Annotated in this window: 22 protein-coding genes; 3 read left to right on the top strand and 19 right to left on the bottom strand. The window is 38.0% G+C overall.

Annotated features, from left to right (window positions below; translation table 11 throughout):
• Positions 1-74: 74 nt before the first annotated feature.
• The 5 genes from ACTQ45_RS07475 to ACTQ45_RS07455 all read right to left on the bottom strand — a co-directional run bounded on the left by ACTQ45_RS07475 (position 75) and on the right by ACTQ45_RS07455 (position 6,138).
• Positions 75-2,054 (bottom strand): FtsX-like permease family protein, encoded by a 1,980-nt coding sequence (locus ACTQ45_RS07475; protein WP_441763371.1) that lies wholly within the window; start codon positions 2,052-2,054, stop codon positions 75-77.
• Between the two features lie 2 nt (positions 2,055-2,056).
• The gene (locus tag ACTQ45_RS07470; RefSeq protein ID WP_441752099.1) at positions 2,057-2,818 is read right to left on the bottom strand and encodes an ABC transporter ATP-binding protein; all 762 of its coding nucleotides are present in this window, start codon (positions 2,816-2,818) and stop codon (positions 2,057-2,059) included.
• A 107-nt stretch (positions 2,819-2,925) separates the two neighbouring features.
• Positions 2,926-3,948, bottom strand: a complete 1,023-nt coding sequence (locus ACTQ45_RS07465; protein WP_441752097.1) for a sensor histidine kinase — start codon at positions 3,946-3,948, stop codon at positions 2,926-2,928.
• On the bottom strand, positions 3,929-4,606 hold the full coding sequence (locus ACTQ45_RS07460) for a response regulator transcription factor (RefSeq protein ID WP_441763370.1): 678 nt from the start codon (positions 4,604-4,606) through the stop codon (positions 3,929-3,931). Before ACTQ45_RS07460 ends, ACTQ45_RS07465 begins: the two co-directional genes overlap by 20 nt.
• Before the next feature lie 440 nt (positions 4,607-5,046).
• The gene (locus ACTQ45_RS07455) at positions 5,047-6,138 is read right to left on the bottom strand and encodes a CdaR family transcriptional regulator (protein ID WP_441763369.1); all 1,092 of its coding nucleotides are present in this window, start codon (positions 6,136-6,138) and stop codon (positions 5,047-5,049) included.
• Between the two features lie 213 nt (positions 6,139-6,351).
• Between ACTQ45_RS07455 and ACTQ45_RS07450 the strand changes: the two genes are divergently transcribed.
• Entirely contained in the window at positions 6,352-7,626 is a 1,275-nt protein-coding gene (locus tag ACTQ45_RS07450; protein WP_441763368.1) for a GntP family permease, read from the top strand.
• A gap of 32 nt (positions 7,627-7,658) precedes the next feature.
• On the top strand, positions 7,659-8,795 hold the full coding sequence (locus ACTQ45_RS07445; protein ID WP_441763367.1) for a glycerate kinase: 1,137 nt from the start codon (positions 7,659-7,661) through the stop codon (positions 8,793-8,795).
• Positions 8,796-9,008: 213 nt separating this feature from the next.
• Here ACTQ45_RS07445 and ACTQ45_RS07440 read toward each other — a convergent pair whose 3' ends face one another.
• The 13 genes from ACTQ45_RS07440 to ACTQ45_RS07380 form a co-directional block, all read right to left on the bottom strand.
• Positions 9,009-9,899, bottom strand: a complete 891-nt coding sequence (locus ACTQ45_RS07440; RefSeq protein ID WP_441763366.1) for an SDR family oxidoreductase — start codon at positions 9,897-9,899, stop codon at positions 9,009-9,011.
• Positions 9,900-10,190: 291 nt separating this feature from the next.
• The gene (locus ACTQ45_RS07435; RefSeq protein ID WP_441763365.1) at positions 10,191-10,937 is read right to left on the bottom strand and encodes a cyclase family protein; all 747 of its coding nucleotides are present in this window, start codon (positions 10,935-10,937) and stop codon (positions 10,191-10,193) included.
• 147 nt (positions 10,938-11,084) lie between these two features.
• Positions 11,085-11,708 (bottom strand): sugar O-acetyltransferase, encoded by a 624-nt coding sequence (locus ACTQ45_RS07430; RefSeq protein ID WP_441763364.1) that lies wholly within the window; start codon positions 11,706-11,708, stop codon positions 11,085-11,087.
• A 24-nt stretch (positions 11,709-11,732) separates the two neighbouring features.
• Positions 11,733-12,119 (bottom strand): VOC family protein, encoded by a 387-nt coding sequence (locus ACTQ45_RS07425; protein WP_441763363.1) that lies wholly within the window; start codon positions 12,117-12,119, stop codon positions 11,733-11,735.
• Positions 12,120-12,297: 178 nt separating this feature from the next.
• Positions 12,298-13,071: a hypothetical protein gene (locus ACTQ45_RS07420; protein WP_441763362.1), complete on the bottom strand. Its 774-nt coding sequence runs from the start codon at positions 13,069-13,071 to the stop codon at positions 12,298-12,300.
• 256 nt (positions 13,072-13,327) lie between these two features.
• Positions 13,328-13,456, bottom strand: a complete 129-nt coding sequence (locus ACTQ45_RS07415) for a hypothetical protein (RefSeq protein WP_441752082.1) — start codon at positions 13,454-13,456, stop codon at positions 13,328-13,330.
• Between the two features lie 344 nt (positions 13,457-13,800).
• The gene (locus tag ACTQ45_RS07410) at positions 13,801-15,513 is read right to left on the bottom strand and encodes a Na/Pi cotransporter family protein (RefSeq protein WP_441752080.1); all 1,713 of its coding nucleotides are present in this window, start codon (positions 15,511-15,513) and stop codon (positions 13,801-13,803) included.
• A 341-nt stretch (positions 15,514-15,854) separates the two neighbouring features.
• Positions 15,855-18,224, bottom strand: coding sequence for a glycoside hydrolase family 3 protein (locus ACTQ45_RS07405; protein ID WP_441763361.1), 2,370 nt, complete (start codon positions 18,222-18,224; stop codon positions 15,855-15,857).
• A gap of 54 nt (positions 18,225-18,278) precedes the next feature.
• Complete coding sequence (locus tag ACTQ45_RS07400) at positions 18,279-19,022, bottom strand: helix-turn-helix transcriptional regulator (RefSeq protein WP_441752076.1); 744 nt, start codon at positions 19,020-19,022, stop codon at positions 18,279-18,281.
• Positions 19,023-19,214: 192 nt separating this feature from the next.
• Positions 19,215-20,054, bottom strand: coding sequence for a carbohydrate ABC transporter permease (locus ACTQ45_RS07395; RefSeq protein WP_441752074.1), 840 nt, complete (start codon positions 20,052-20,054; stop codon positions 19,215-19,217).
• A complete protein-coding gene (locus ACTQ45_RS07390) occupies positions 20,044-21,009 on the bottom strand; it encodes a carbohydrate ABC transporter permease (RefSeq protein ID WP_441752072.1) in 966 nt (321 codons plus the stop codon). Before ACTQ45_RS07390 ends, ACTQ45_RS07395 begins: the two co-directional genes overlap by 11 nt.
• 85 nt (positions 21,010-21,094) lie before the next feature.
• A complete protein-coding gene (locus ACTQ45_RS07385) occupies positions 21,095-22,459 on the bottom strand; it encodes a carbohydrate ABC transporter substrate-binding protein (protein ID WP_441752071.1) in 1,365 nt (454 codons plus the stop codon).
• Between the two features lie 483 nt (positions 22,460-22,942).
• Positions 22,943-23,167, bottom strand: coding sequence for a DUF4260 family protein (locus ACTQ45_RS07380; RefSeq protein WP_441763360.1), 225 nt, complete (start codon positions 23,165-23,167; stop codon positions 22,943-22,945).
• A 243-nt stretch (positions 23,168-23,410) separates the two neighbouring features.
• Between ACTQ45_RS07380 and ACTQ45_RS07375 the strand changes: the two genes are divergently transcribed.
• Positions 23,411-23,833, top strand: coding sequence for an N-acetyltransferase (locus tag ACTQ45_RS07375; protein WP_441752067.1), 423 nt, complete (start codon positions 23,411-23,413; stop codon positions 23,831-23,833).
• 693 nt (positions 23,834-24,526) lie between these two features.
• Here ACTQ45_RS07375 and ACTQ45_RS07370 read toward each other — a convergent pair.
• Entirely contained in the window at positions 24,527-24,979 is a 453-nt protein-coding gene (locus tag ACTQ45_RS07370) for a DIP1984 family protein (protein WP_441763359.1), read from the bottom strand.
• Between the last annotated feature and the right edge of the window lie 54 nt (positions 24,980-25,033).

Below are 25,033 nucleotides of genomic sequence, written 5' to 3'. Positions count from 1 at the left end.
ACAGCACTCCTTTCAAAAAAACGACCCCTCCGCTCAAAACAGAAGAATCATATTTGGCAATAAATTGACTTTAATTATTCGACAATATCTAAGTAAACTTTTGAGGTGGCTTTATAAATTAGCCAGTAAATTGCCATAAAAACCAAGGCGACGCTCGCAATTGAAAGTAAAACAATAGTGATGTTGGCGACACCTAACAAAGCTAACAGTTTATTTAGAATCGGAAAGGCGAAGATGGTATGAATGACTGCGACTACAATCGGTAAGAAAAATAACCATAACACTTGTGCATTCGTTGCTTTCTTAGTCATTTCACGACTCAAGCCAACTTTCTGCATAATCTGGATTCGCTCACGGTCTGCCATTCCTTCGGAAATTTGTTTAAAGTAAGTAATCAAAATCGTTCCAATTAGGAATAAACCACCTAAGAAAATGCCTAGGAATAAGAAACCACCGTTCATGATATACCATTCTTCACGCTGTTCAGCGCGGGCTCGGTAGTAGAAGTCATAGTCTGCTTCATAACGATCTAGGAAGGCATGCAGCTCCTGGCTATACTGCTTATCTTCAGCTTGACTGGCTTCATTTAAGTTAAAGGCTAAAGATGCATTGTAATTTAAAGGAAAATCATCTTCTTTAGTCAAGCTGTTCAAACGGTCAATCGCTTGGACTGTTGGCATCACAATCATATTTAATTCATATAAAGATTCATAGTTTTTCAAGCTTTCTGGAATCTCATCAATGACTTTGACCGCATAAGTTTGCCCCCAAACAGTTAAATTTTCTGGCGCAGCCTTGTCTTTTGAGCTATAAAAACCAAGTTCATGATCCGCAAGCTGCAAATTAGTCCCTGCTAATTGATTAAAATCCATCTGTGGCAGTAATCTAATATCCCAAGACTCGCTCGTAAAACTATAGTCACTTTGGAGTAATTCATTATTTTCAATACTCCCCATTAGATTAACCATTCGAACGAGTGTTAAATCTGTGACTTGACGCCCTCTTTCAGCCGAATAGTTTTGAACCGCTCCTTGCATATCGCCCAATTGTTCAGTCAATAACTCACCACTTTGACCCGAACTAATAATCGTCACGCTGTGTTCGGTTGGTGACAGTGCCTCTAGCGTTTTTTCAGTTCCGACATACATGCTGAGAGTCGTTGAAACAGCCACAATTACCATCGTTGATAGGATACTAATATTGGCTAAGCCGACCGCATGTGCTTTCATTCGATACAACATACCTGAAATCGAAATGAAGGGACCAGGCTTATAATACAATTTTTTATTGCGCTTCATTAGTTTTAAAATAATGATTGAACCGGCTGTAAATAAACCGTACGTTCCGATAATGACCAAGACAATCGCGAGTAATAAATTGACGAAAACTTTGATATCTTCCGTCGTCAGCGATAGCCAGTAGCCTGCGCCTACAAATAACAGGCCTGCTAAAAAGATTAACCATGAACCTTTGGGCTCACGTTCGCCGGCTGAACTTTCTTTCAATAAGTGAATCGGTTTGGCACGAACAATGCGCAGCACATTGAAAGAGAACAACAGGGTAAAGATGCCCGCAAAGACTAAGACTGTCAATAAGACTGATAGCGGCGCGAAAACAAATTCCATCGGTACCGGCAATTGCATCAAGTAGTTAATAAACAAGAAGTTTAAATAACCAAACACAATCCCACCGACAATGCCTAACAGAATACTTCCACACGCCACCAAGCTATTTTCCAAAAACATCACACGAACTAAATGTTTCTTCTCTAAACCAAGGACACTATACAAGCCGAGTTCTTTCTGGCGCGTTTTCTGAATCACACTATTGGTGTAAATCAGGAAGATGACAGAGAATAAACCAATCACCGTGCCACCAATCGTAATTAAAGCGGACAAGCTACTGTTGTTTTGCACAAAGTCAATTTCCAGTAAAGAAATCATCATAAAGAACATGGCGGTTGTGATTGCTGCAGCCACTATAAAAGGACCATAAAACTTACGGTTTGATTTCAAATTTCGAACGGCCATCCGTAGAAAAAATTTAAATCCCATAACTATTCACCTCGGTCCAAACTAACGAATAAAGCCTGACTGATTTGATTCGTGAATTGATCCGGATTTTGATTGCCTCGGTATAATTCATGGTAAACCCGGCCATCACGGATGAATAAGACGCGGCTTGAATGGCTAGCCGCTTTGACACTATGCGTCACCATTAAAATGGTTTGACCCGCTTGGTGGATTCTTTCAAAGAGTTGTAATAACTCTTGACTCGACCTTGAGTCTAAAGCACCAGTTGGCTCATCGGCTAAAACAAGTTGTGGCTGTGTAATTAAAGCTCTCGCGACAGCTGCTCTTTGTTTTTGCCCCCCGGACACTTCATAAGGATAGTTATCCAATAATTGTTCAATCCCCAACTGTTGGGCAAGTGGTTGCAGTAGTTCTTCCATAATTTTATAAGGGGTATTAGCCAAAACTAAAGGCAATAGAATATTGTCTTTTAAACTAAAGTTATCTAATAAGTTGAAATCTTGAAACACAAAGCCTAATTGTTCACGGCGGAACCCGGATAAGTCCGACTGTTTTATGTTCGACAAAGCTTTACCTGCTAACAGAATTTCACCTTCACTTGGGACATCTAACGTCGATAGTAAATTCAGTAAAGTTGTTTTACCTGAGCCTGATTCACCCATAATGGAAACAAATTCACCTTTCATGACTGAAAAGTCGACATCTTTCAAAGCAATCGTTTCGTTTGTTCCTAAGCGGTTTTTATATACTTTCTTCAAATGTTGTACTTCTAATAAGGCCATCATTTATTCCTCCTCTTTAACTACCCTTATCTTATCCTGTTTAGAAGAATCGAGCATTTATTGATCCTTACAATATAAAAGAAAACCTTACATTCTTGTAAGGTTCCAAGTTAATCGAATATTTCAATGGCATCGCGACGCGTTTCTAAGTATACAAGGGTTCCTTTCCCAACCTCTGATTCAATCTGTAAACTGTAGTTGAGTCGCTGACAAATTTTACGCGCCAAGAATAAACCAAGACCAGTCGACTTATCTTGCATCCGACCATTCAAGCCGCTATAGCCTTTTTCAAAAATCTTCGGTAAGTCATTCGGATGAATGCCAATGCCGGTATCCTTAATAAGAATTTTAGTTGCGTCTTTAATTTCAATCGTAATTTCGCCACCGGCCGGCGTGTATTTGAGAGCATTGGATAGAATTTGTTCCAAGAGGATTTGCAACCATTTAGCATCGGACAAGACGGTTAGATTTAAGGGAGAATAATTGATTTGGATATGATTGTAAATAAATAAACTGGCATACTTCTTGAGGATGTTTCTGATTAAAGGGTCAACCGCAACTAAACTCAAATCGAGTTCATGACCGGTATCTGCTAACTTTAAATAGTTCAGTCCCATATGTGTATAATCGTTTAGGTAAATTAATTCATGTTTAATCGTTTGACGACTAGTTTCAAGACCTTCTTGTTGCAGAATCAAGCTAATACTCGAAATCGGTGTTTTAATTTGGTGCAACCATAAGGTGAAGTAATCTTTCTGTTCTTCAAGATGTTGTTGAAATTCTTGGCGCTCAAGCGCATGTTTTTTTAATAGGACTTCATATTGAGTGATGTAAGTTTGCATAATTAGGTCTTTGTCATCGACCTGTTTGCGAATCGTTAAGATAGAACTTTCATCCAATTGTCGCAATGCGAGATATTTTCGTTTTAAAAGATACCATTGTTTGATTAGCCAAACGCCCAACACCAGACCGGATAGGCCAATTGCATAGGCGCTGGCAATTAGTGGAAAGTCTAAGAATAATAATAGAATTGTAAAAATGGCACTCGTCAGAGCCCAGAAAATTAAAGGGTATTTGGCAAAATATATTAATGCACTAATTTTGTGTTTGTTACTAATCGATTCCCACGCCATAGCCGACTCCTTTTTTCGTTTTGATCATGTTCGTTTGACCGATTTCTGTGAATTTCTTGCGCAAACGAGTGATGTTGACAGCCAATGTATTATCGTCGATAAAACTTTCATCCTCCCAGAGGTGCATCATGATCGCCTCACGGGTCACGAAGGTGCCCTTGTGCTGAAAGAGAATCTCGATGATTCGTAGTTCGTTGCGGGTCAAATCGACAGCTTCCTCACCAACTGTCAGGCGCGATTCGTTAGCCCTGAGAACGACCTGGCCGACGCTCATAAATTGAAGGGGCTCGTTGAAATCATAAGTGCGGCGCAGGAGTGCTTGAACTTTGGCCGTCACAATCGACAGCTGAAATGGCTTTTGAATGTAATCATCTCCTCCGAGTTGGATGGCCATCACAAGGTCCATCGTTTCGTCGCGCGAGGTGACAAAGATAATTGGAATTTGTGAAAGTTTGCGGATTTCCTGGCACCAGTGATAGCCATTAAAGGCTGGTAAATTAACGTCTAATAGGACGAGTTGCGGTTCAAACTCTAGAAAATCTGCCATCACATCGTGAAAATTTGTCACACAGTGAACGTGATAGTCCCATTTTTCGAGTTCAGTTTGGAGCGCTTGTTGGATGATACAGTCGTCTTCCACAATCATAAGTTTAAACATAGTATGCCTACTTTCTTTTGCTTTATGTTTGAATCATTTGGCATATCATAACCTAAAGTTAAGCCCTTTACGCCGAACTTAAGGTGTATTCATTACTTATCCGCTATAATGTCGGCGAGTTCATGGTAAACGCTTAAGACAAAAATCGCATCGAATTTATCTTAGAGGACCATCAACAAGTAGTGGCGATAATATTTGTTTTTTTCTTGCCAACCTACTGCTTCAAGCAGACTAACCACCTTAATAGGAATTGCTATCATCTTACTCTTTCAAACTTTAAGCACTATCTAACGTGGACTTGTTTTCTAAGTAGATTGTCAGGCCATTTTCATTGAAAGAACAAAAATTCTATTCTATTCTATTCGAAAACTCCTCAGAAATGATTTTTTATTCTTTTCAGTCTATTATTAATTTCATCAGTTTCACAAATTAATCTCGGTTTATTTTAATATAAAGTAGGACATTAGCGATAACTTTATTTCTACATAGTCGGAATAATTCCGTGGATTATAACCAGTTGTCTCACTAAATTTATTCAAGCGATACTGTAAAGTATTCTTATGAATGAACAACTCGTCGGCACTGGCTTGTATAGCTCCGTTGTTTTTTTCAAATACCCAGAACAATTTAGCAAAGCTCTCGACCTCGTCTTTCGACAAACCTCCCATAATTTGCTCAACATAATTGGACATCTCTTCTTTGGTCAAATGAATTAGAAACCGTTCAATTGTCAGATCTTCATAAAAAATCAAGTTTACTGATGTTTGAGGAATTAACCATTTCCAGGCGTAACTAGCTTCTAAATGATGATTTTTTACACGCTCAAGGTTGCTAATCATTGTACTAACACCGAATTTCACTGTTAGCCGTTGAGTGTTTTCGAAGTATTCTGTTAAAGTTAGTAATTTTTGTTCTAAACTATCGCGTTCTACTTCTATCGTTAATATGATGATTTTTGCATCTGTCACCGCTAGCAAATCGGAGGAGGCATTAAAAAAACGTTTGATGACTGAATAAACATCTAAATCCTGATTTTCAATATACTTGAATTCTGCATATACTACTCGCCTACAGTGATAAAAATTATGACCACCCAATATTTCTGATGTTGGTGTAAGTAAATGATTTTTGGATATAATGTATTCAATTAGTGACTGTTGATGTTGTCGTTGAGAATAAGCTATTTCAAGCAAATGACTTTCCGAAACAATCAATTCAGTAACTTTACGAATAATTTTAGTATGACCGAAGACTAATTGTGGTTGGCCCGTAATACCAACGACTCCTATTATTCTTTTTTTATGATAAACCGCAGTATTATAACCTGGTTTAACGCCCAATTCATCATTTTCCTCATAAACAATAACATCTTCTCCAGTATTCATTACCTCCAATGCGCCACTATGAAAACTTCCAATCCGACTTAGATCCGTTGAGGCGACAATTTGACTCTTCAAATCAAAAAAATTTACTTCATGTTGTATCACTTCTTTCAAGTTATCAACAATTTTCTGAGCTAATTTGCTATTCATTTCCAATTCGTTGTCCTCCAGACTAACATTTAAATAATGTAAGGGCTTTAATTCATTATACGGAACATAGCTTTAAATGACAGAATTTTTTATACTTTATGGAGAGTTTGTAATTACTTGAGCAAAGTAACACGCATCGATCCCGGGAATGAATGTTTGTTGCTTGTTAAAGATACAAATTAGAGAAAGTATACATATCCGAGGAGGAAAACAATGGAAACTGTCATAACTGTAAGCGCTCTAGGTGCCTTAATTGGTCTAGTTGTTTCAATCATTTTAATTTTCAAAAAGGTTTCGCCATTTTATGCATTATTTATCGGAGCATTAATCGGTGGAGTTACAGGAGGTGCATCTCTCGTTGAAACGGTTAGCTTAATGACCGGTGGTGCGCAAGGTATGGTGACTGCAATTTTAAGAATTCTTGCCGCTGGGATTCTAGCTGGCGTCCTAATTCAATCCGGTGCAGCTCAATCAATTGCTTACGCAATAATAAATAAACTGGGAACACAAAAAGCTTTATTAGCAATTGCAATTGCCACAATGATTCTTACGATGGTTGGTGTGTTCATCGACATCGCGGTGATCACTGTTGCACCTATTGCGATTGAAATCGCGAAATCAGCAGGTCTATCACGTTCATCCATCTTACTCGCTATGATTGGTGGAGGTAAAGCAGGTAACTTAATGTCACCGAATCCAAACGCGATTGCAGTTTCTGATGCCTTTGATGTGCCCTTAACAGATGTCATGATGTCTGGTATCATTCCAGCTATTGTAGGTATTCTGGTTACCTTTTGGCTAGCGAGTAAATTAACGAAAAAGGGTAGTGCGATTGAAACGAATGAAGGTAAGCCAGCAGATGAAAATTTACACTTACCACCTTTTGTTAAATCAATCATTGGTCCAGTCGTCGCAATTATTCTACTTTCACTAAGACCTTTAATGGGGATTGTCATTGATCCAATGATTGCTTTACCTTTTGGTGGAATTGTCGGCATTATAGTTTTAGGCCAAGCCAAACATATCGTTGAATACGCTGAATTTGGAATTGGTAAAATGATTAATGTGGCGATTATTCTTCTCGGTACCGGCTTAATAGCAGGTATCATTAGTAATTCAACCTTAGGAGATGTTATTGTTAATGCTATTTCGACGATGGGCTTGCCCACTTTCCTATTAGCTCCTATTTCTGGTATTTTGATGTCAGGCGCTACTGCTTCAACAACCTCTGGTTCAGCAGTAGCTAGTCAAGTTTTCGGTCAGACATTATTAAATTCTGGTCTATCACCAATTGGGGCGGCTGCAATGACACACGCAGGGGCCACAGTTCTAGACCACTTACCACATGGTTCATTTTTCCATGCAACGGGTGGTAGTGTCAGCATGGCTTTTAGCGAAAGATTAAAATTAATTCCTTATGAATCATTAATTGGTTTATCATTAACAATTGTTTCTGTCATTATTTACGGAATTCTTGGTATTGGTTAATTCAAGAATTCTAGATAACTAAGGAGGTACTTATGAAAAAATTTATTCTGGCACCTGACTCTTTCAAAGAAAGTGCTTCTGCCATTGAGGTATGTGACGCAATGGAAAAAGGCATACGTAAAGTATTTCAAGACGAAGTCGAAATAGTTAAATTACCTATGGCTGATGGTGGTGAAGGAACTGTACAAGCCTTGGTTAATAGTAGTCACGGTCGAATTGAACAGTTGACCGTCCAAAACCCATTGGGTAAAGAAACAATTGCTGAATATGGTATCTTGGGAGATAATCATACGGCTGTCATTGAAATGGCCAGTGCCAACGGCTTACACTTGCTCAAAATCGAAGAGCGCAACCCATTGACTACATCTACCTACGGAACAGGAGAGTTAATTAAGGCTTGTTTGGATCAAGGAATTGACAACTTTATTCTAGGTATTGGAGGCAGTGCAACAAACGATGGTGGCAGCGGCATGGCACATGCTTTAGGCATTCGCTTTCTAGATAAAAATGGGAATGACTTGCCACCTGGAGGTGCTGCTCTAATTGATCTAGCCACAATTGACTCAAGCCAAGTTCATCCCAAATTGGCTTCTGCTAATATCACTATTGCATGTGATGTAAATAATCCTTTATGCGGTTTCGAAGGCGCATCCGCTGTTTTCGGTCCTCAAAAAGGTGCCACACCAGCAATGGTCGAAGAATTAGATCAAGCACTGTTTCATTATTCAGAAGTCATCGCTCGTACATTTGATAAACATATCCGCAAATTTCCCGGTAGTGGTGCTGCTGGTGGTTTAGGTGCCGGACTTTTGGCCTTTACTGACGCCACGCTAGAACCAGGCATTGATATTGTTATCCGTGAATCTCAGCTGGTCGACCATGTTCCAGGAGCTAATTACATCTTCACTGGCGAGGGTCAAATTGATTTTCAAACAAAATTTGGCAAGACTCCTTTTGGGGTAATAAAAACAGCTAAAGCAGTCAATCCAACCATTAAAGCGATTGCTTTAGCTGGAAGTCTTGGTGAAGGATACACAACGCTATATGAAAATGGCTTCGACGCCATTTTCAGTATTACACCTGGAGCCAGTGATTTGGCAACCTTATTTAAGAATGCTGAAGAAAACATTGAGTTTACAACCGAAGCAATTTGTCGTCTGCTTAAATAAGTTAAACCCTAGAATTAATCAGGAGATCTGATTAATTCTAGGGTTTTTATTATAATGAATTGAGATCTTTCACTAACTTTATGGACGTGTTCTCATTTTAAAGATTTACTCAATTTTGACCTACTGACATAAATTATTTTGTTAGTTAGTATTGATGTATTTGGTTTAAACGCACTGCTCTGAAGTAACTACGTTCTAATGAATTCCCACTAGCTAATCCGTCAACTTATCCTTAATTTTATTTACAATCCCTTCAATAGGGGAAGTAGCAGGTTCTATCTCCATCGATTTTTGAACGAGGTCATGACGTTGGCCTAACTCATCATCCGTCTTACGGCTCCATAAGTCTTTTTGTCGTTTCTTTATAAGAGCTGCCATTGCCTTAGGTATAACATTACGATATGACGTTGCCTCACTTGTGACTACTTTTACCGCTGCTTTCACAGCTTTCTCTGGATCAAACTGTTCATAAGGAAAAGCTAACTGCTCATAGTCGAAAATTCGTTTCGAAGGGTCATCTTGCCACGTACGCCAAGTTTCAAATTCCCGATCATTGAAGCCTGTTAAATACGGTCCAGGATTTATCGTCGCGACTTGCACACCGAATTCTTGCAACTCCTTACTGAGTGATTCAGCAAAACCTTCTAGAGCAAACTTCGAGCCGCCATAAGATCCTGACAAGGGATCTGCCATCAAACCTGAAACCGACGACATGAAGATAATTTTTCCGCGCCCTTTTTGAATCATGTTGCGTGCGACTTTTTGCGTTAACAATATCGTGCCAAAGACATTCACTTCAAATTGATTGCGTAGTCGCTCTTCTGGAATATCGACGAGCGAGCCGCCTTCTGATATACCTGAGTTATTCAATAAAACATCGATGTCCCATTCGCTAGCTCGCTCACGATCCACCGAGTCGGTGATGTCTAACTTCTCTACTTGTAAATCTAACTTTTGCTCTTCTGCTTCGAGTGTGACAGCGGAGACTTCCGATAAAGTTTCCACTCCTGCGATTACTTTATGACCGGCCTTAGCCAATGCAAAAGCGATCCCTTTGCCTAACCCAGTTCCCGCTCCAGTAATCAAAAATGTGTCTGTTAACATGTTGATTCCTCCAATAAAGGTGTGTCCTAGTGGCTTTCTATTAGAGTATACTTCTAAAACACCGGCCTGACCAGATATAACTCTCAGAGGAATGTTGAATTTATAGCCTTAAATGCTAGGTCGTCTGTGATATCACCTGGGAGTGACCGAGCAAGCAACTTCATCACTCCCAAGTGACAATTCCCCCCCCCTAACTCAACAGCTCTGATGACTTAGCCGATTCAACCTAAAAGCACAATAAAAAACCAGCAGTTCATCCAATCAAGATGAACTGCTGGCTCATAACTTCTATTAATCTACATTTGGCACAATCGCAAAGACCTCTGCTGTAAAACCTGGTGCTCCATGAATATGCGGAACCGTCACAAAGATAATACTCCCGACTGCTGGTACTTGATCCAAGTTAGCCATCAACTCAACCTGATATTTATTTTCTGCTAACCAATATAATTCAGCATCTAAGAAACCAGCCTCAGCCGCCTCTACCCCACTGTCTGTATTGAGGGTTTCATGACCAATCGCTGTGACACCACGTTTACGACTTAAATATTCAAGCGCTGGAATTGACCAACCAGGCGTATGTTCCGTGCCGCTCTCGTCCACATTTTTAAACACTGCTGAATCATAAAAACGCTTGTACCAACCACTCGAGAAAGCCACAAAACTCCCTGCAGGTAACTCGCCGAACTCTGATTCGAAGGCTTTGATATCTTCCACGGTAACCGCATAGCCCGGAGTTTCCTTGACCTTATCTTCTAAATGAATGACATATAAAGGTAACACCCGCTCTTCAAGGGGAATCTCTTCCAAACTACGCGTACCAGCCGCGAAATGCTTAGGTGCATCGATATGCGTCCCATGCGACGTACCAATCGTATACTCACGCGAATCCACACGACCATCCTCTAAAGTCGAAATAATCCCCTGCGACAAAGGATTAAACGTATGATAAATCGGAATCTCCGCCGTCACATCATGCGTCAAATTGACCCACTTATGCCCTCTTAACATTTTTAATACGTCATGCAAATTGGTCATAAAATCCCTCCTTCATTTCTTTACTACAGTATACGCATTTACCGAAATCTATTCTAGAGAAGCGCTCTTTTCAACTGCAGAATAGACAGACAAAGCTAAGTGATAAACGTCTTATCACCTAGCTGCTTAAAATACTAGTGTGTCTGATTATGCATTTTTACCTTTGAAGTAAGCAGCTCTGGCTGCTTGCCATTTTACCTTGTCTTCTTCACCGATTTCTCGCATCACGCGAGCGGGATTTCCTGCCACAACTGTATTGGCCGGCACACTTTTCGTCACCACAGCACCGGCTGCCACAATTGCGTTCTTGCCAATCGTCACGCCCGGAAGAATTGTACTGTTACCACCTATCCACACATTATCCTCGACCACAATCGGTAGACCAAACTCGAGGTCTTGAATCCGAACCTCGGCATCGGTCGGATGCCCAGCCGTAAAAAAGCTCACGCGCGGGCCAACCATTACATGATCTTTGAATATAATTTTATTTACATCTAAGAAAATACAGTCCATGTTCGCATAGAAATGGTTACCAATCTCGATATGTCTGCCATAATCAACATACAGTGGTGGCGTAACGTAAACATTCTCGCCGGTTTTCCCAAATAATTCCTTCTCCAAGTCAATTATTTCCTCCCGATTTTCAATCGGTGTTCGATTGATTTTATCGGCTAGCATTTTACTAGCTTGCGTCCTATTTTCTGGTCGAAAACCGAAGGCAGAATACAGCTCACCAGCCAGCATTTGTTCATAGTCAAAGTCTTTTGTCATATTATCATCGCTCCAATATACTAATTATTCTAGGTCAGTCGTCAGTTCAATTAAATTGCCTTCAGGATCTTGAACCACTGCTTCATAATAGCCATCACCCGTCATGCGCGGTCCATTCAATAACGGATATTGTTTAGACACCATCTTCTCTACGAATGCATCAACATCGACCTTGCCGCCCACAGCAATCGCTAAATGCGCATAACCAAAGATATCCACAGCACGACCAGCTAAAAACTTTTTCGTCATCAGCTCTAAGCGACTACCAGACTCGAAGGTCAAGAAGTACGATTGAAATTGTGTTTTCGGATTATAATATAATTCACTGCTACTGACATTAAAATAATCCACATAAAACGCTCTCATTTTCTCAAGGTCTTTTACCCAAATGGCTACGTGTTCAATATGCATGTTGTCATCTCCTAGTTTTTATCTGATTCATTTGTCTGCTTAATGATTAACTTATTTCAGTCAGTTAATACTCTCATTTAGTATACCTTTATATGCTGAATATACAATGAAAAAGATTGCTCCTCTTACCTTCTTCGACAAGTGACTAGAACGATTCCCACGGAAAGGCTTAACTTGCTCAAAGACTACCATAAATCCTTTGATTAAAGATGACGCCGCTATAGTGTTGTGACTTTTCATTTTTAAATTCTTCACTGAATAGTTGGTTACCTAAATCCTGCGATAGAATATCTTTCAGCTTAAGTCCTTGATTATTATAAACATTCTCTTCAATCATTTTTTGCTTGTGCAAGACAGAAAAGAAACCAGCTTTTTTATAGCCATCCTTTACTTCAATCAGAGCATTTGGATCATCCGTTACGTATAACCTTTCACTAAATGATAGGAGTGTGACATCATTGTTAAATAGCTCTCGCCAAGTTTCTGTTAATCTCATTATAAAATTATTGAATATTTCTGCTTGAAATTCTTCACTAGTTAGTGTTAATTCTTGACTAATATAAACAGCCTCGAACGTCGCCCACCGATTAATCCCAATACCAGTTTCCTCAATAATTGCATCGTGAAAGGCAGAATCCTGTAATTGTTCGTACATTCCTTTAGCAAATGCATAATTCTCAATCGCACTCTCAGAAATTGCATCAGCAGTGTATAGGTAATCAGTGGCTAAATCAGCAGTATGACCAACAAGCGTCATTGCTGAAACGCTCTCCAAGTCATATTGATCGTCATCTAATTCTGTATTATATTCGTCGACGTAAATTTTTTTCCAGATGACAAACTCTGCTTCAAATCTGAATACCGGACCTTCCGTTTCTTGTGCTTCGGCTGGTAAATAAATCAAAAACTTTATAAAAGAATCGTCCAATTGATAAGATGAAAGTAGATTCATTTAAATGCTCCTTTTTAAAATGATCTTTAGAATAAATTTGTCCGCCCCTGTGTTATCATCAATTTTGCAACATTACAATGTGAACTATTTAAACACATAATACCGAGCGCACGTTCGTATGTCGATGGGGTTTTCCTTTTAGAAAATTTATTATATGCAAAAAAAACACCTCCAATTAATGAAAGTGTCTAGAAATTTGCATTATATTTAATGGATAATCACGAGGCCTAAGCCCCACAACATATCGAACCACCGATTATTTATTGAAAATCTTCGGTCCTTTTCGCATGTATTTAGCATCATTCTTAGGCTCGGTTTTGTTCTTAGATCGGCCACCCGACTGCTTGTTTTTGATAATTTCTAACATTTTTTCTTTTGCATTCATTCTTTCCACCACCTTCATTAACGGTCTACTTTAGTCTCGGCGGAATAAGTAGTTTCATCAATCACCACATTATACCGCAACACGACTCTTCAGTGTATTAAAACTACATAAAAATTAATGATAAATTAATTTTTAATTGATAGACAATCTGGACATCGACTACTTAAAGCGATAACCGAATTCCACCACGTTTAATTCAAGCAAAAACACTTCCTCGCAATGAGAAAGTGCTTGCCGTTAACATTTCTATTATAAATTTGCTGAACCTTTCAGAACACTTACCTGACGCCAAACAGCAAACTAGTCACTTTCTACATTTTTAGTCACTAGCCGTCAGATTAAATCTAACGTTCAGAAATTCTCTTCTCGTTTTCAACGGCTTGCATTGCTTCAGTTCTACTACCGGTTGTTGATCTAATTGAGTAGGCAACGTTAACCAAGTGATCCGAAATTCTCTGTAATGAGAATAGCGTCGAATACACACTCTTAGACACTTCAACTGGATAAAGCTCTGAACTTAAACGCGCCACATGTTCATCACGAGATGCAGCAATTAATTTCTTAGTTTTCAAGTGAAGTCTAGCGATTTTACTGAAGTTTTCAGTTTCACGATTAGAAAAGGCATCAAAACCTAATCCAAACATGTGACTAATACGCTCGTAAATTTCGTTCAGCTCTTCTTTAGTTTCTTCTAAGAACCTAATATTATTTTCCTTCATGTATTGAGTTTCATCTAACAAGAGGACCGCGTAGTCTCCTAGACGCTCAATATCGTTTGCCACGTGGTGTAAACCACCAATCAGCATTTCATCATCCGCATTCGAGTTAACTGATGATATTTTGATAAAGAAACTGGTTAATTTAGTGGTTAAAAAGTTAATTCGATATTCATTATCTTTAATTTTTTTACTGTCGGTCAAATCTTCATTGATTAAAGCCTCGTAGGCACAGTCAATGTTTTCTTTCGCAAGGATTGCCATTGCGTACATTTCTTTCAACGCTTGTTCAATCGCAACTGATGGCGTCTGTAAAGAACTTTCATCGATAAACGATAATTCTTCCAATTCTTGATCCTTATCCTTCACCATGCCTGTCACCATGTTAACTAATGGGTCTAGGAATAGCAGGAGAGGTAACGTATAAATGGTGTTATAAATCAAGTTAAACGTCGCTAAACTAAATGAAGGATTATTTGGAAACATGCCATTAAAAAAATCTACAATCGGCTGTCTAAATGCGATCGTAATAAATAAGAAGGCAATCGCACCAATCACACTTGTTATTAAGTGGAATAAAGCGATTCGTTTACCATAAGCATTTGTCGTCAATGAGGCCATGATACCATCACTACAAGTACCAATATTCGCACCCATTACTAAGAAAAAGGATTGATCAATATCAGTAATAACTCCCGTGGCTAAGAATGCTATGAAAACACCCGTTGCAGCTGAAGATGATTGGATAATGGATGTAAATAAAATTCCTAAAATCACTAACATAAAAGGGTTTTGCATAATGTCATATTGGAAGACTTTTGATAATTCAACACTTAATGTAGAATCCGCGCCCCCAATTGCCATTTCCATAACTTCCATCCCGATAAATAACATCCCAAAACCAATTAGGAAGGGGGCAGATTTATTCAACGTGATGTTACTGGTCGTGAAGATGATCATCACACCAATAAAAGCGAATGAAGCAAACAACGCACTAATTGAAAAGCCGCCCTTGCTAAGCCCTGACAAAGCAAAGATATAAGCCGATGCGGTTGTTCCGACTTTTGCTCCTAAGATGAAACCTGCACCTTGTTTTACAGAAATAATTTTCGCGTGAGCCAATCCAACTGACATAATTGACGTTGCTGATGACGATTGAACCAGAGCAGTTGCCCCAATTCCAATCCCATAGTTCATCATTCTATTTCGGTTCATCTTCTTAAAGATGCCACGGATTCTTGTGCCAGCCCCTTGTTCTAATCCTGAACTCATCTGTTTCATACCAAACATGAAAACAGCGACTCCACCTAACATCATTAGCAAATCCATTGCAATATTCATTTATTTTCTCCTTAAATCGCTTCACAATATTTTTCATTAAAATGCGACTGATAGCAAGCATTTATTGCCATACTGTTCAACTTTAAACGATAAAGTTCACAAAGGCAACGTATATTCTAATTTTTTATTAAGTCTTCACTTAGTGGCTTGAATTCTCATTATTTATTAATAAAACGCGCATTTCTCCCCTGCCAAAATACGACAACTAGCTCTCCCATCTTAATTTTTCTAGAATAAAGTAATCGAAGAAATAAAGATGTTTATCTTTTAATCAACTAGCAATAAACTTTAACCAAAATAATCACGCAAAAAAGAGGAGCAACAAAGCCCCTCTCTAACGTTTATCCTTTAATTTTTTGAATTAATTTCAGTACATTGAGTGCCGAGCGTTGAGCCTCTTTTAATGTCAGTCCATCAGGATGATTTAAGGATTGAATAAGTGACGAATCTGATTCCTTTATTTCAAATGATTGACCACCAGGCATTAAGATATCGACTTGAGCTCTCACACGGTAGGCATTGTTTTCAATCTGTGGACAGTTCGGATCGCTTGCCATACGCATCCACCAATCCGTCATAATACAACCTTGAAAGTCCCATTCTTTTCTTAAGACTTCGGTCACTAAGTCATAATGATAATGAGCCCATACACCATTAATCTTATTATAAGCGGTCATAATGGCATGAGGTTGAGATTCTTTGACACAAATTTCAAAAGGCTTCAAATAGATTTCCCTCAAGGCTCTTTCTGATATTCTAGAATCATTATAATTTCGGTTGGTCTCTTGATTATTGCATGCAAAATGTTTCGGACAAGTCGATACATTATGACTTTGTACTCCTTTGACATAACTCGCAGCCATTTTCCCTGTCAAATAAGGATCTTCAGAGAAATACTCAAAATTGCGTCCACCTAAGGGATTGCGATGAATATTCATACCTGGTGCAAGAATAATATCAGAGCCCAGTTCAACTAGTTCTTTTCCAAACTCTTCTCCAATTCGTTGAATTAAAGCCAAATCCCAAGTACTAGCCAAAGCGGTGCCGCACGGTAATAAGGACGCGTAATAATTGAGGCGAATGCCAGCAGGACCATCGGTCGTAATGACTGATGGAATGCCTTTATCTCGAAGAGACTCAATCGTTCCACCAAGCATGCCCGCATTCCCTTTCGGACCAAACGGACTATTCATCTTGCCTTCACCGCGGGTGATTGCATCTAATTCTATAGCGGATAATGATTGAATGATTTCTGACATTGTTTTACCAGTATCTAAAAAGACCTGCTGGTCTTCTACTTCAGATAGCGTTTCTAATTCTTGATCAATTCTTTCCTTAACCGAAATATGTTGCAGTGTGACCGGCTGGTAGCTTTCAACTAATTTTCCATCTTTTACTTCAGCCACTAAGCGATCAAATTTTTCAACTGGAGCTGAAATTTGACTTAAATTTTCCACAAGAACTAAATTTTCCAAGTAATAAGAGTCAACTGCTTCTAAGTTGTCCAAACCAGTCCCCACAAAGAAGTGATAATCCCCTGCTTCTAACACATAACTGAAGGGGTGACCGGTTATCCCCCGATCGTCGTAGGAAGCTAATTCATTCAAGTCAAAAGTAAATTCAATCTCTTGCGTCGTATTGGGGTCAAGTAAAATCGTTTTAGCAAAGCGAATTAAATTTCGACTTGGTTTACCCAATTGACCTTGTGGCGCTTGATAATACACTTGAACAACTTGCTTTCCAGCAACTTTTCCAATGTTTGTCACGCTAGTTTGAAGGGTGACCTGCGGCCCTTCTAGGCTGAAATTGGATTCTATTTCAAATTCCGTATAACTCAGTCCATAGCCAAAAGGATAGAGGATTTTTTCTGGATGGAAGGTTTCGAAATAACGATAACCAACATAAATATCCTCAACGTATTCCACAAATTCTTCATGACCAAATTGCTTGGCACTTGGATAATCTTCATAATGACGTGCGATGGTATCCGGTAATTTTGCAGACGGATTCACATCTCCTAGCAGAATGTCAGCAATTGCATGCCCGCTTTCCATGCCACCTTGCCACGCAAATAAAATAGCTGAAAAGTTATAGACTTGTGTCCAAGCTAGGTCGATCACATTCCCGCTGTTGATGATCAAGACCACTTTTTCAAATTGCGTCGTGACTTTCTTAATGAGTGCTTCCTCTTTTTCGGTTAAGTAATAACTTCCTGCTTCTAAAATGTTCTCTCTGTCTTCACCAGCAGCCCGACCAATTACCAAAATAGCGACATCAGAGTGCTCGCGTACTTGGGTGATTAATTCATCAGATACTGGCATTTCTTCTAAGAAACGTGGCCATTGTCCCCAAACACCATCATCAACTTGATGATGACGTGAATAGTCTTCATAGACTTCAACCAAGGGTTGATAGAGTTGAACGCTTTTTTGCTTAAGTCCTTCTAGCATATTAACAACGTAAGGAGGATTTACTTCCCCTCCAGAACCATAGCCTACATAAAAATAATCCAATTGACTCCGACCGAAAACCGAAACCTTACTGTCTGATTTCAAAGGTAATACACCGTTATTTTCTAGTAGAACGATGCTCTCTGCTGCCGCGGTTCTCAATAATTGAGACATTACCGGCCGCTGTCTTTTTTCACCAATGATACCGTCTTTTATATTAATCAGTTGAACTAACTCATTGACATTATTTGTATTTGTCATTTCCTTCCTCCACTTACTGATACATAAATCATCTAAAAAGATGATCTAGTCTATTTATTGTTCTAATGTCATATAGTATTTATCTCTAAATTTCTTAGGAGTAATCCCAACAAACTCTTTAAAATGTTTAATAAAATGGCTTTGTGAAGAAAAAGAAAATTTATTAGCAATATCCAACACTGTTTCATCTGAATACCTCAACAAATTCATCGCTAACCTGATTTTCTGTTGATTAATATACTTACTAATAGGTAGGCCCATCTCAGCTTTAAACAATCTCGAAAGATAACTTGCATTTATATTTAACTCCAACGCGATATCTTCCACTAGCATGCGCTCCTGGATATGTGCATAAATATAGTTTTTACTTTCAGTCACATGCTTTGATGCTGTATCACTAATTTTGATGATACGCATTTTATTCGTGAAATCCAACACCATTTCCTGATGGAGACGATGTACTTCCTCAAATGTATGCAAATGATCCAATTTTTGAATGTAGTAATCACTTAAGCGAAAAGCTCTTTCTATTTCCATTCCAGCACCACTGCAAAATCTGGTAATCAATGCTGTTGTAATCACAAAATGATATTTAATATTCACAACATGATTTTTGGATAGCTTGCCCACCCCTTTTGATTCAATAAACTTTTCCTCTTTGAAATTTTTATCAATCATACTAAGGTTGCCTTCAGCTACAGCTTTATAGAATAAATATTCTTCTGATAACTTGCGATGTTTCATACCCAATTCAGAAAAATCTGATTCAATGATCCAATTATCGTTTAATGGTCCCAATAATACACACCTCAATTTACGGCTTTAACCTAATTTGCTTATCCTTCTATATCATATCATCAATATATCCATAATACTTTGTTAAATTTATATTATTTGGTCAGTAAACTTTAGAATAGCCAGATAGCATCAGAATATTTCGATCCTTTATAATAGGTCATGCTGACTCAGTGACTTTCTTTACTCAACACGTTATTCTTTCACACTTCCGAGCGTCACACCAGCAATGATATATTTCGATAATAATAAATACACAACAACAATCGGAATGATAGCAACCACAATCATCATATAAACTTTCGCCATATCAAAATTCATAAAGTCAGCGCCACGCAGTGTAGCAATCAGAACAGGTACTGTCATTTTATCTTTCGAATTAATAATTAAAGCCGGAATAAAATAATTATTCCATGCGCCTACAAAGACGAATATGGCTTGTACTGCAATTGCCGGCTTCATAATTGGTAAGACAATTCGATTAAAAATCGCAAACTCGCCACAACCGTCAATCCGTGCTGCTTCGACAATCGAAAGCGATAAAGTCGCTCTTAAGTAACTAAACATAAAATAGAATACAGCAGGTGAAGCAATCGATGGGATGATTAGCGGCCATAAGGTGTCATCCATATTTAAATTGGTGACTAAACGTAAGAATCCCATAGCGGTGACTTGAGTTGGCATCACCAAAATTGCCATAATAAAAGTAAAAGCACCTTTTTTCAATCTAAAATCATACCGATAAATTCCGTAGGCAGTCAAAGCTGAGAAATAAGTACAAAGCACAGCTACAGCTGTAGAAACCCAAATACTGTTCGCAATTCCTCTAAACATTGGGAAGGTTCCGTCCGTTGCAACTTTGCGCAGGTTCTCTATAAAGTGTGTGCCGGGTAAAGCTGAGAAGCCTTTTTGTAACTCTGCATGAGAACGAGTTGAATTAATCAGGAGAATATAAAAGGAAAATAAACATAGAATCGACAAGAATATTAGCACAACATATTTAATAATAGTATAAAGTGATTGTTTAGATTTCATTTGTTTTCACTCCCTTTTTTCGACTTCTCTTTGCTTTCTCACGCATCATCCCTGTAGGATCGCGGTCTTCTAACATTTTATATACAAAATAACACAGAATACCACTTACAATAAATAGGTAGACAGATAAAGCTCCCGCCATTCCATAGTTACGACTCTTCAAATGACTATTAAGAAACATGATTAAAGTCATCGACGTTCTATTTGGTGAACCTTGTCCATTAGTTAATATTTGGGGCACGTCAAACATTTGCAAGCCACCAATAATTGAGGTAATTAATGTATAGGTAAGAATCGGACGAATCAAAGGTAAGGTAATGTTAGTAAACTTCTGTAATGGTGTACATCCATCCATTTCTGCGGATTCAAAGATTTCTTCATTGATTCCTAAAATTGCGGCCATTAGTAATATCGCCGTATTACCAAACCACATGAGGAAGTTCATAAAAGCAATCATTGCTCTTGTTCCAAAAGGCGTGCCTAAAAAATCAATCTTATCTGTAATCCAACCTAAATTTATCAAAATAGAGTTAACAGGACCATTCGTTGAAAATAAAGCAAAAAACATCATCGCGAATGCTGAAGCCATAATTAAGTTGGGTAAATACATCACTACTTTAAAAAATTGTAAGCCGGTGATTTTTGTACGTTTATCTGTAAACCATAATGCTAAAAGCATCGCTACCACCATTTGCGGGATGAAACCTAAAGACCAAAGCACCATCGTATTGCCCGCGTAGCGCAACATATCTGAGTCTAGTAACGCCTTATAGTTATCTAAACCAACAAAATTCGGACCAATTTGACGTAGGCCTGAACTAAAATACTCAAAAAAACTAAATCGAAAAGTATCTAAGAGTGGAATAAATGAAAAAATAAAATATATAATAAAGAATGGGATAATAAAAATATACCCCCATCTTGAATAGTCGACTGATCGCTTGCTTCGTTTCATATTTATTCTCCTTCAAGAAATAAAGCGAAGTGAAGCAAATAAATCACTGCTTACTTCGCTTTAATATTTTGGTTATTGGATTATACTATTCTGGCCAGGCAACTTCTGTAATTTCTGGATGGCGCTCTTTCACTGCCGTTTCAAAGTTGGCTTTTGCTTCATCAAACGTAACTTGTCCTTGGAAGTAATCGCCAAATGCATTCTGAATTAATTCTACACAAGCTTGATCATAAGCTGATAAAGGTGCCACTTTGATATTCTCTGCAACGGGTGTAAAGTATGTGAAGGGGTTTTGCCCACCTAAGAATTCAGAACCGAATGAATCATCAGCGCTGGCTTCTCGCATACCAGTGATAGTGTTTGTAAAGTCTAAGTACTCTTTAGAAATCGTCATTAAATTATCTTTATTAGCAGTTAACTCAAGAATGATTTCTTTGGCGTGCTCTAAATTATCTGTGCCTCTTGCAGCATGAATATATGATCCACCCCAGTTATATTCTTGAGGAGGTGTTGTAACTGCCCAAGAACCTTCATCTCCATCCCAGTTTGGTTTTAAGACAAAGTCAATTCCCCAAGCAGGGAATAGGAAACCAAATGATTTAGATTGAGATCCCATTGCTTTGTTCCAGTCATCATTCCATTGGCCTTTGACTGTTTCGTCGAAGTAACCTGCGTCCAACCACTCTTTAGAATCGTTGACCCAATCAACAATTTTCTGATCAACGGTAATCACTGTTGAATCTTTTTCTACCCATGGGTTTTCAATCGCATTTCCATAAAGTCGGAAGGTATCTGCATAAGATGAGAAGACGTGATAGCCTTTTTCTTTTAATTCTTCTGCTGTTTCTTTCAAGACTTCCCAGTTTTCAGTCTTTTTAGCGATTTCTGCTGGATCATCTGTTCCAAATACTTCTAAAGCAATATCACGACGATAAACTAAAAGACCTGGTGTACCTTGCCAAGTTGAACCTCTTTGGACACCACTTTGATCTGAAGGAGTCGTTTTTGCAAATTCGAATTGGTCTGCTAAGTCACTCTCAGGGTCAATTCCTAATTCTGTTAAAGGCACAGCAACATCGACGACTTCATCAATATATTTGTTAACATAGTCTGTTTCCGATAAGAAGATGTCTACTTTGTCGTCTCCAGAAGCATCCACTTGTCTGATTAATGCCTCATCTAGTTTTTGCTGATACACACCATCTTGATTCGGATTAATGATCCAATGAATTTCTGTTCCGTCCGTTAAGGTTGTAACAGTTCCATCACTTGAAGTACTCTCTACTTTAGAATAAACTGCTGTCACACGGTCTCTAAATTCTGTATTCCAAGAATAGATATTGATGACTTTCCCCTCTTCAGCACTAACTTTGACTAAAGAAGAAGCCGATGACACCATAGCAGCACTAAGTACTAATGCCAAACAACTTTTTGCCCAAAACTTTCTCATAAAAAACCCTCCTAAAATTTGACATTTTCCAATGCCATAAGATAGATTAATCTTAACAGAATGCGTATGTATCCGTTACCAATTCTATGACAATTATAGCACATTCATGACACTAAATGATACGCTTACATTTTACATAAAAATAATTACTTTAACGTTATTATAGTTAGTGTTCGATGAAATCACTAAATCACATTGGTAAGTCGCCATTTAGAGACTGAATATCAATTTGTTTGCCCACTATGCATCGCATTCTCTAAAATTTGTATATACTTTCGTAAAAATAAAGTGCTTTATTTGCACTAAAATGTTATTTTTTCTATCTCAACTCATGGTTTCAACTATAACCTCATAATTTCTCTCGATTCTGCTGAAAGTTTTATTGCCGTTTACTTGTTTTTAGACAACTTATTTTTATAACTTAAGCGATTTCTGTGGATGAGTAATTGAAACCGCCGGTGTTTAAAGATGTTTTTTTCTTAGTTAAACACGATTCAAATGGGTGTCTTTAAATTCCGTTGGATACTTTAAGCCAAAGCCAAGCAGTCGATCAAGTCCAATATGGGCCGACCAGATTAAGGCGATTGCCAGCAAAGTTTGATTTACTAAAACGATGGCTAACAATAGAAAGGCAAAAGAAAACAGATCAGTGTGAAATATGTTATAAATCCATGACCCCATCATATGATTAAACAAATAACCGACCATTCATTCTATATCTTTTCCTAATATTTTCGTAGTGACAAATTCACAATAAAAATGAACCTTCCCGTAAGTTTATTTTATACCAACTCCTGGCAAAGCGCAGCTATTCTAACTATAGATACGTTGTCCTTGCCGCCGATACGCTTGCCAAAATAAAAGCAAACAGTTTAACTCTTCCAACTAAAGACTAAGTTAATAATGTATAATTACATTTAAGATTAATAGTTAAATGGGAGGCGATATAAAATGATCAGAAGATTTTCAAGTGATGATCTTGATGCTGTTGCACAAATTTGGCTTGAAGTTAACACTGAAGCTCATCACTTTATTTCTGAAAATTATTGGATAGCACAGTTTGAGGCAGTAAAAAAAATGCTAGCCCAATCCGAGTTGTATGTTTTTGACCAAAACGGAGATATTATTGGCTTTGCTGGAATTATTGATAATTATATAGCAGGTCTTTTTGTTAAATCTACTTCACAATCTAAGGGAATTGGAAGAAAACTGTTGAATCATATCAAATCAATGAAAAACACCCTATCATTGAATGTTTATCAAAAAAATGAACGAGCGATAAAATTTTATAAAAGAGAAGGTTTTAGGTTGCTATCAGAAAACATCGATGGAACTACCGAAGAAATTGAATTTTCTATGCTATGGCAAAGATAGTATGACACATTACTTTCTAAATAAGTTAACGCTTTTCTACTGCTTAACACATGCCATCTTTGATAGCTAAACTTAAGTTTATTCTGATCAAGCATTAGTTTCCCAGTTTATAAATAATCTTCAAGCGACTTTTTTATTATCTGTTCGTGATCGAACGCCTAATTATTTATTTGTATTTGTTTTGTAATAGTAATCTTAATAACCTACACCTAAAGATAGCCGATGTAGGTTAAACAGTGTAGCAGTCACGGTATTTGAATAGAGCCTATTGAGTGACTGCCGGTTCATGTCAGACTTTCTGCCTACTTCGAGCATGTTTTTCTATGGTGTAAAGTTATCCACTTCCTTCAAGATTCCACGTCATGTCTACTGAATAATTCTTATTTGATAAATACTATAACGTAAATTAATAGTGTGAGTAACACTCTTACAGCATCAACAGAGTGACCAGGTTTATTGCATTTAAGGTATCTCATACAATAAAAATCTTAATACCCCTTGATACAAGATCAAGGGGTATTTCCCTACCATCATCAAATCAGCACATGGTAATTAATTTTTAATTATTTATTGTTTCTGATGTCATTGTTTAGCAGTCATTGTTGATTTAAGGTTTCTGCCAAACCTCATAGGTGTACATTAAAGCCTGTACGGGCTGTGTGCTCGCCTTTGATTCCCACCCAACAGCTTAGCTTATAGATCAACCAACCAATTTGTTTGTTGAATTTTTCCGTCTAGTTCCCGCAATTTCTTAGAGACTTCATTCATTTCTTTCGTTAATTTCTTTGTATCCACGGTTCGCACCATTCGAATTTCATTTCGTCCAAAACGTCGAATATCATTGGCAGCTTCAATCGTCTCGTTAAAAAGCCCATGCTGCCTTCTTAACGATTCTCTTTCCTCCAACGCCTCAACAATTAATTTATCTGCATCATACAAGGCAGCTGAGGAATTTCGTTGATTGATTTTTACAACTAATTGGGAAAATTCTTCATTAGTTTTTTGATAATCCTGAAGCAATTCTTCCAGACTGATATCCAATGAGTCCCCTTCTTGAATCAAAGCGTTTGATAAAACTTCTTGTTTCAATGCCGTTAACTTTGCTTCCAGATCTCGCCTTAAGAGTAATGCTTCTGCAAGTTTCATAGAAAAGCCCCTTTCAGTTTAACAGTTTATTTAAGGTAAGGTTAATTAAAAAAG

Origin of the sequence: Fundicoccus sp. Sow4_D5, from assembly GCF_052116365.1 — a bacterium.
GTDB lineage: Bacteria > Bacillota > Bacilli > Lactobacillales > Aerococcaceae > Fundicoccus.
The sequence above is the reverse complement of the archived record's forward strand: the minus strand, read 5'-3'. Positions and strand labels throughout refer to the sequence as shown.

Bases quoted from the DNA above. Each gene is read 5' to 3' on its own strand.
- ACTQ45_RS07415 (WP_441752082.1), bottom strand. From the start codon at position 13,456: ATGAATGCAAAAGAAAAAATGTTAGAAATTATCAAAAACAAGCAGTCG.
- ACTQ45_RS07450 (WP_441763368.1), top strand. From the start codon at position 6,352: ATGGAAACTGTCATAACTGTAAGCGCTCTAGGTGCCTTAATTGGTCTA.
- ACTQ45_RS07370 (WP_441763359.1), bottom strand. From the start codon at position 24,979: ATGAAACTTGCAGAAGCATTACTCTTAAGGCGAGATCTGGAAGCAAAG.
- ACTQ45_RS07435 (WP_441763365.1), bottom strand. From the start codon at position 10,937: ATGACCAATTTGCATGACGTATTAAAAATGTTAAGAGGGCATAAGTGG.
- ACTQ45_RS07465 (WP_441752097.1), bottom strand. From the start codon at position 3,948: ATGGCGTGGGAATCGATTAGTAACAAACACAAAATTAGTGCATTAATA.
- ACTQ45_RS07420 (WP_441763362.1), bottom strand. From the start codon at position 13,071: ATGAATCTACTTTCATCTTATCAATTGGACGATTCTTTTATAAAGTTT.
- ACTQ45_RS07475 (WP_441763371.1), bottom strand. From the start codon at position 2,054: ATGGGATTTAAATTTTTTCTACGGATGGCCGTTCGAAATTTGAAATCA.
- ACTQ45_RS07375 (WP_441752067.1), top strand. From the start codon at position 23,411: ATGATCAGAAGATTTTCAAGTGATGATCTTGATGCTGTTGCACAAATT.
- ACTQ45_RS07430 (WP_441763364.1), bottom strand. From the start codon at position 11,708: ATGACAAAAGACTTTGACTATGAACAAATGCTGGCTGGTGAGCTGTAT.
- ACTQ45_RS07390 (WP_441752072.1), bottom strand. From the start codon at position 21,009: ATGAAACGAAGCAAGCGATCAGTCGACTATTCAAGATGGGGGTATATT.
- ACTQ45_RS07455 (WP_441763369.1), bottom strand. From the start codon at position 6,138: ATGAATAGCAAATTAGCTCAGAAAATTGTTGATAACTTGAAAGAAGTG.
- ACTQ45_RS07470 (WP_441752099.1), bottom strand. From the start codon at position 2,818: ATGATGGCCTTATTAGAAGTACAACATTTGAAGAAAGTATATAAAAAC.
- ACTQ45_RS07425 (WP_441763363.1), bottom strand. From the start codon at position 12,119: ATGCATATTGAACACGTAGCCATTTGGGTAAAAGACCTTGAGAAAATG.
- ACTQ45_RS07405 (WP_441763361.1), bottom strand. From the start codon at position 18,224: ATGACAAATACAAATAATGTCAATGAGTTAGTTCAACTGATTAATATA.
- ACTQ45_RS07410 (WP_441752080.1), bottom strand. From the start codon at position 15,513: ATGAATATTGCAATGGATTTGCTAATGATGTTAGGTGGAGTCGCTGTT.
- ACTQ45_RS07445 (WP_441763367.1), top strand. From the start codon at position 7,659: ATGAAAAAATTTATTCTGGCACCTGACTCTTTCAAAGAAAGTGCTTCT.
- ACTQ45_RS07395 (WP_441752074.1), bottom strand. From the start codon at position 20,054: ATGAAATCTAAACAATCACTTTATACTATTATTAAATATGTTGTGCTA.
- ACTQ45_RS07380 (WP_441763360.1), bottom strand. From the start codon at position 23,167: ATGGTCGGTTATTTGTTTAATCATATGATGGGGTCATGGATTTATAAC.
- ACTQ45_RS07440 (WP_441763366.1), bottom strand. From the start codon at position 9,899: ATGTTAACAGACACATTTTTGATTACTGGAGCGGGAACTGGGTTAGGC.
- ACTQ45_RS07460 (WP_441763370.1), bottom strand. From the start codon at position 4,606: ATGTTTAAACTTATGATTGTGGAAGACGACTGTATCATCCAACAAGCG.
- ACTQ45_RS07385 (WP_441752071.1), bottom strand. From the start codon at position 22,459: ATGAGAAAGTTTTGGGCAAAAAGTTGTTTGGCATTAGTACTTAGTGCT.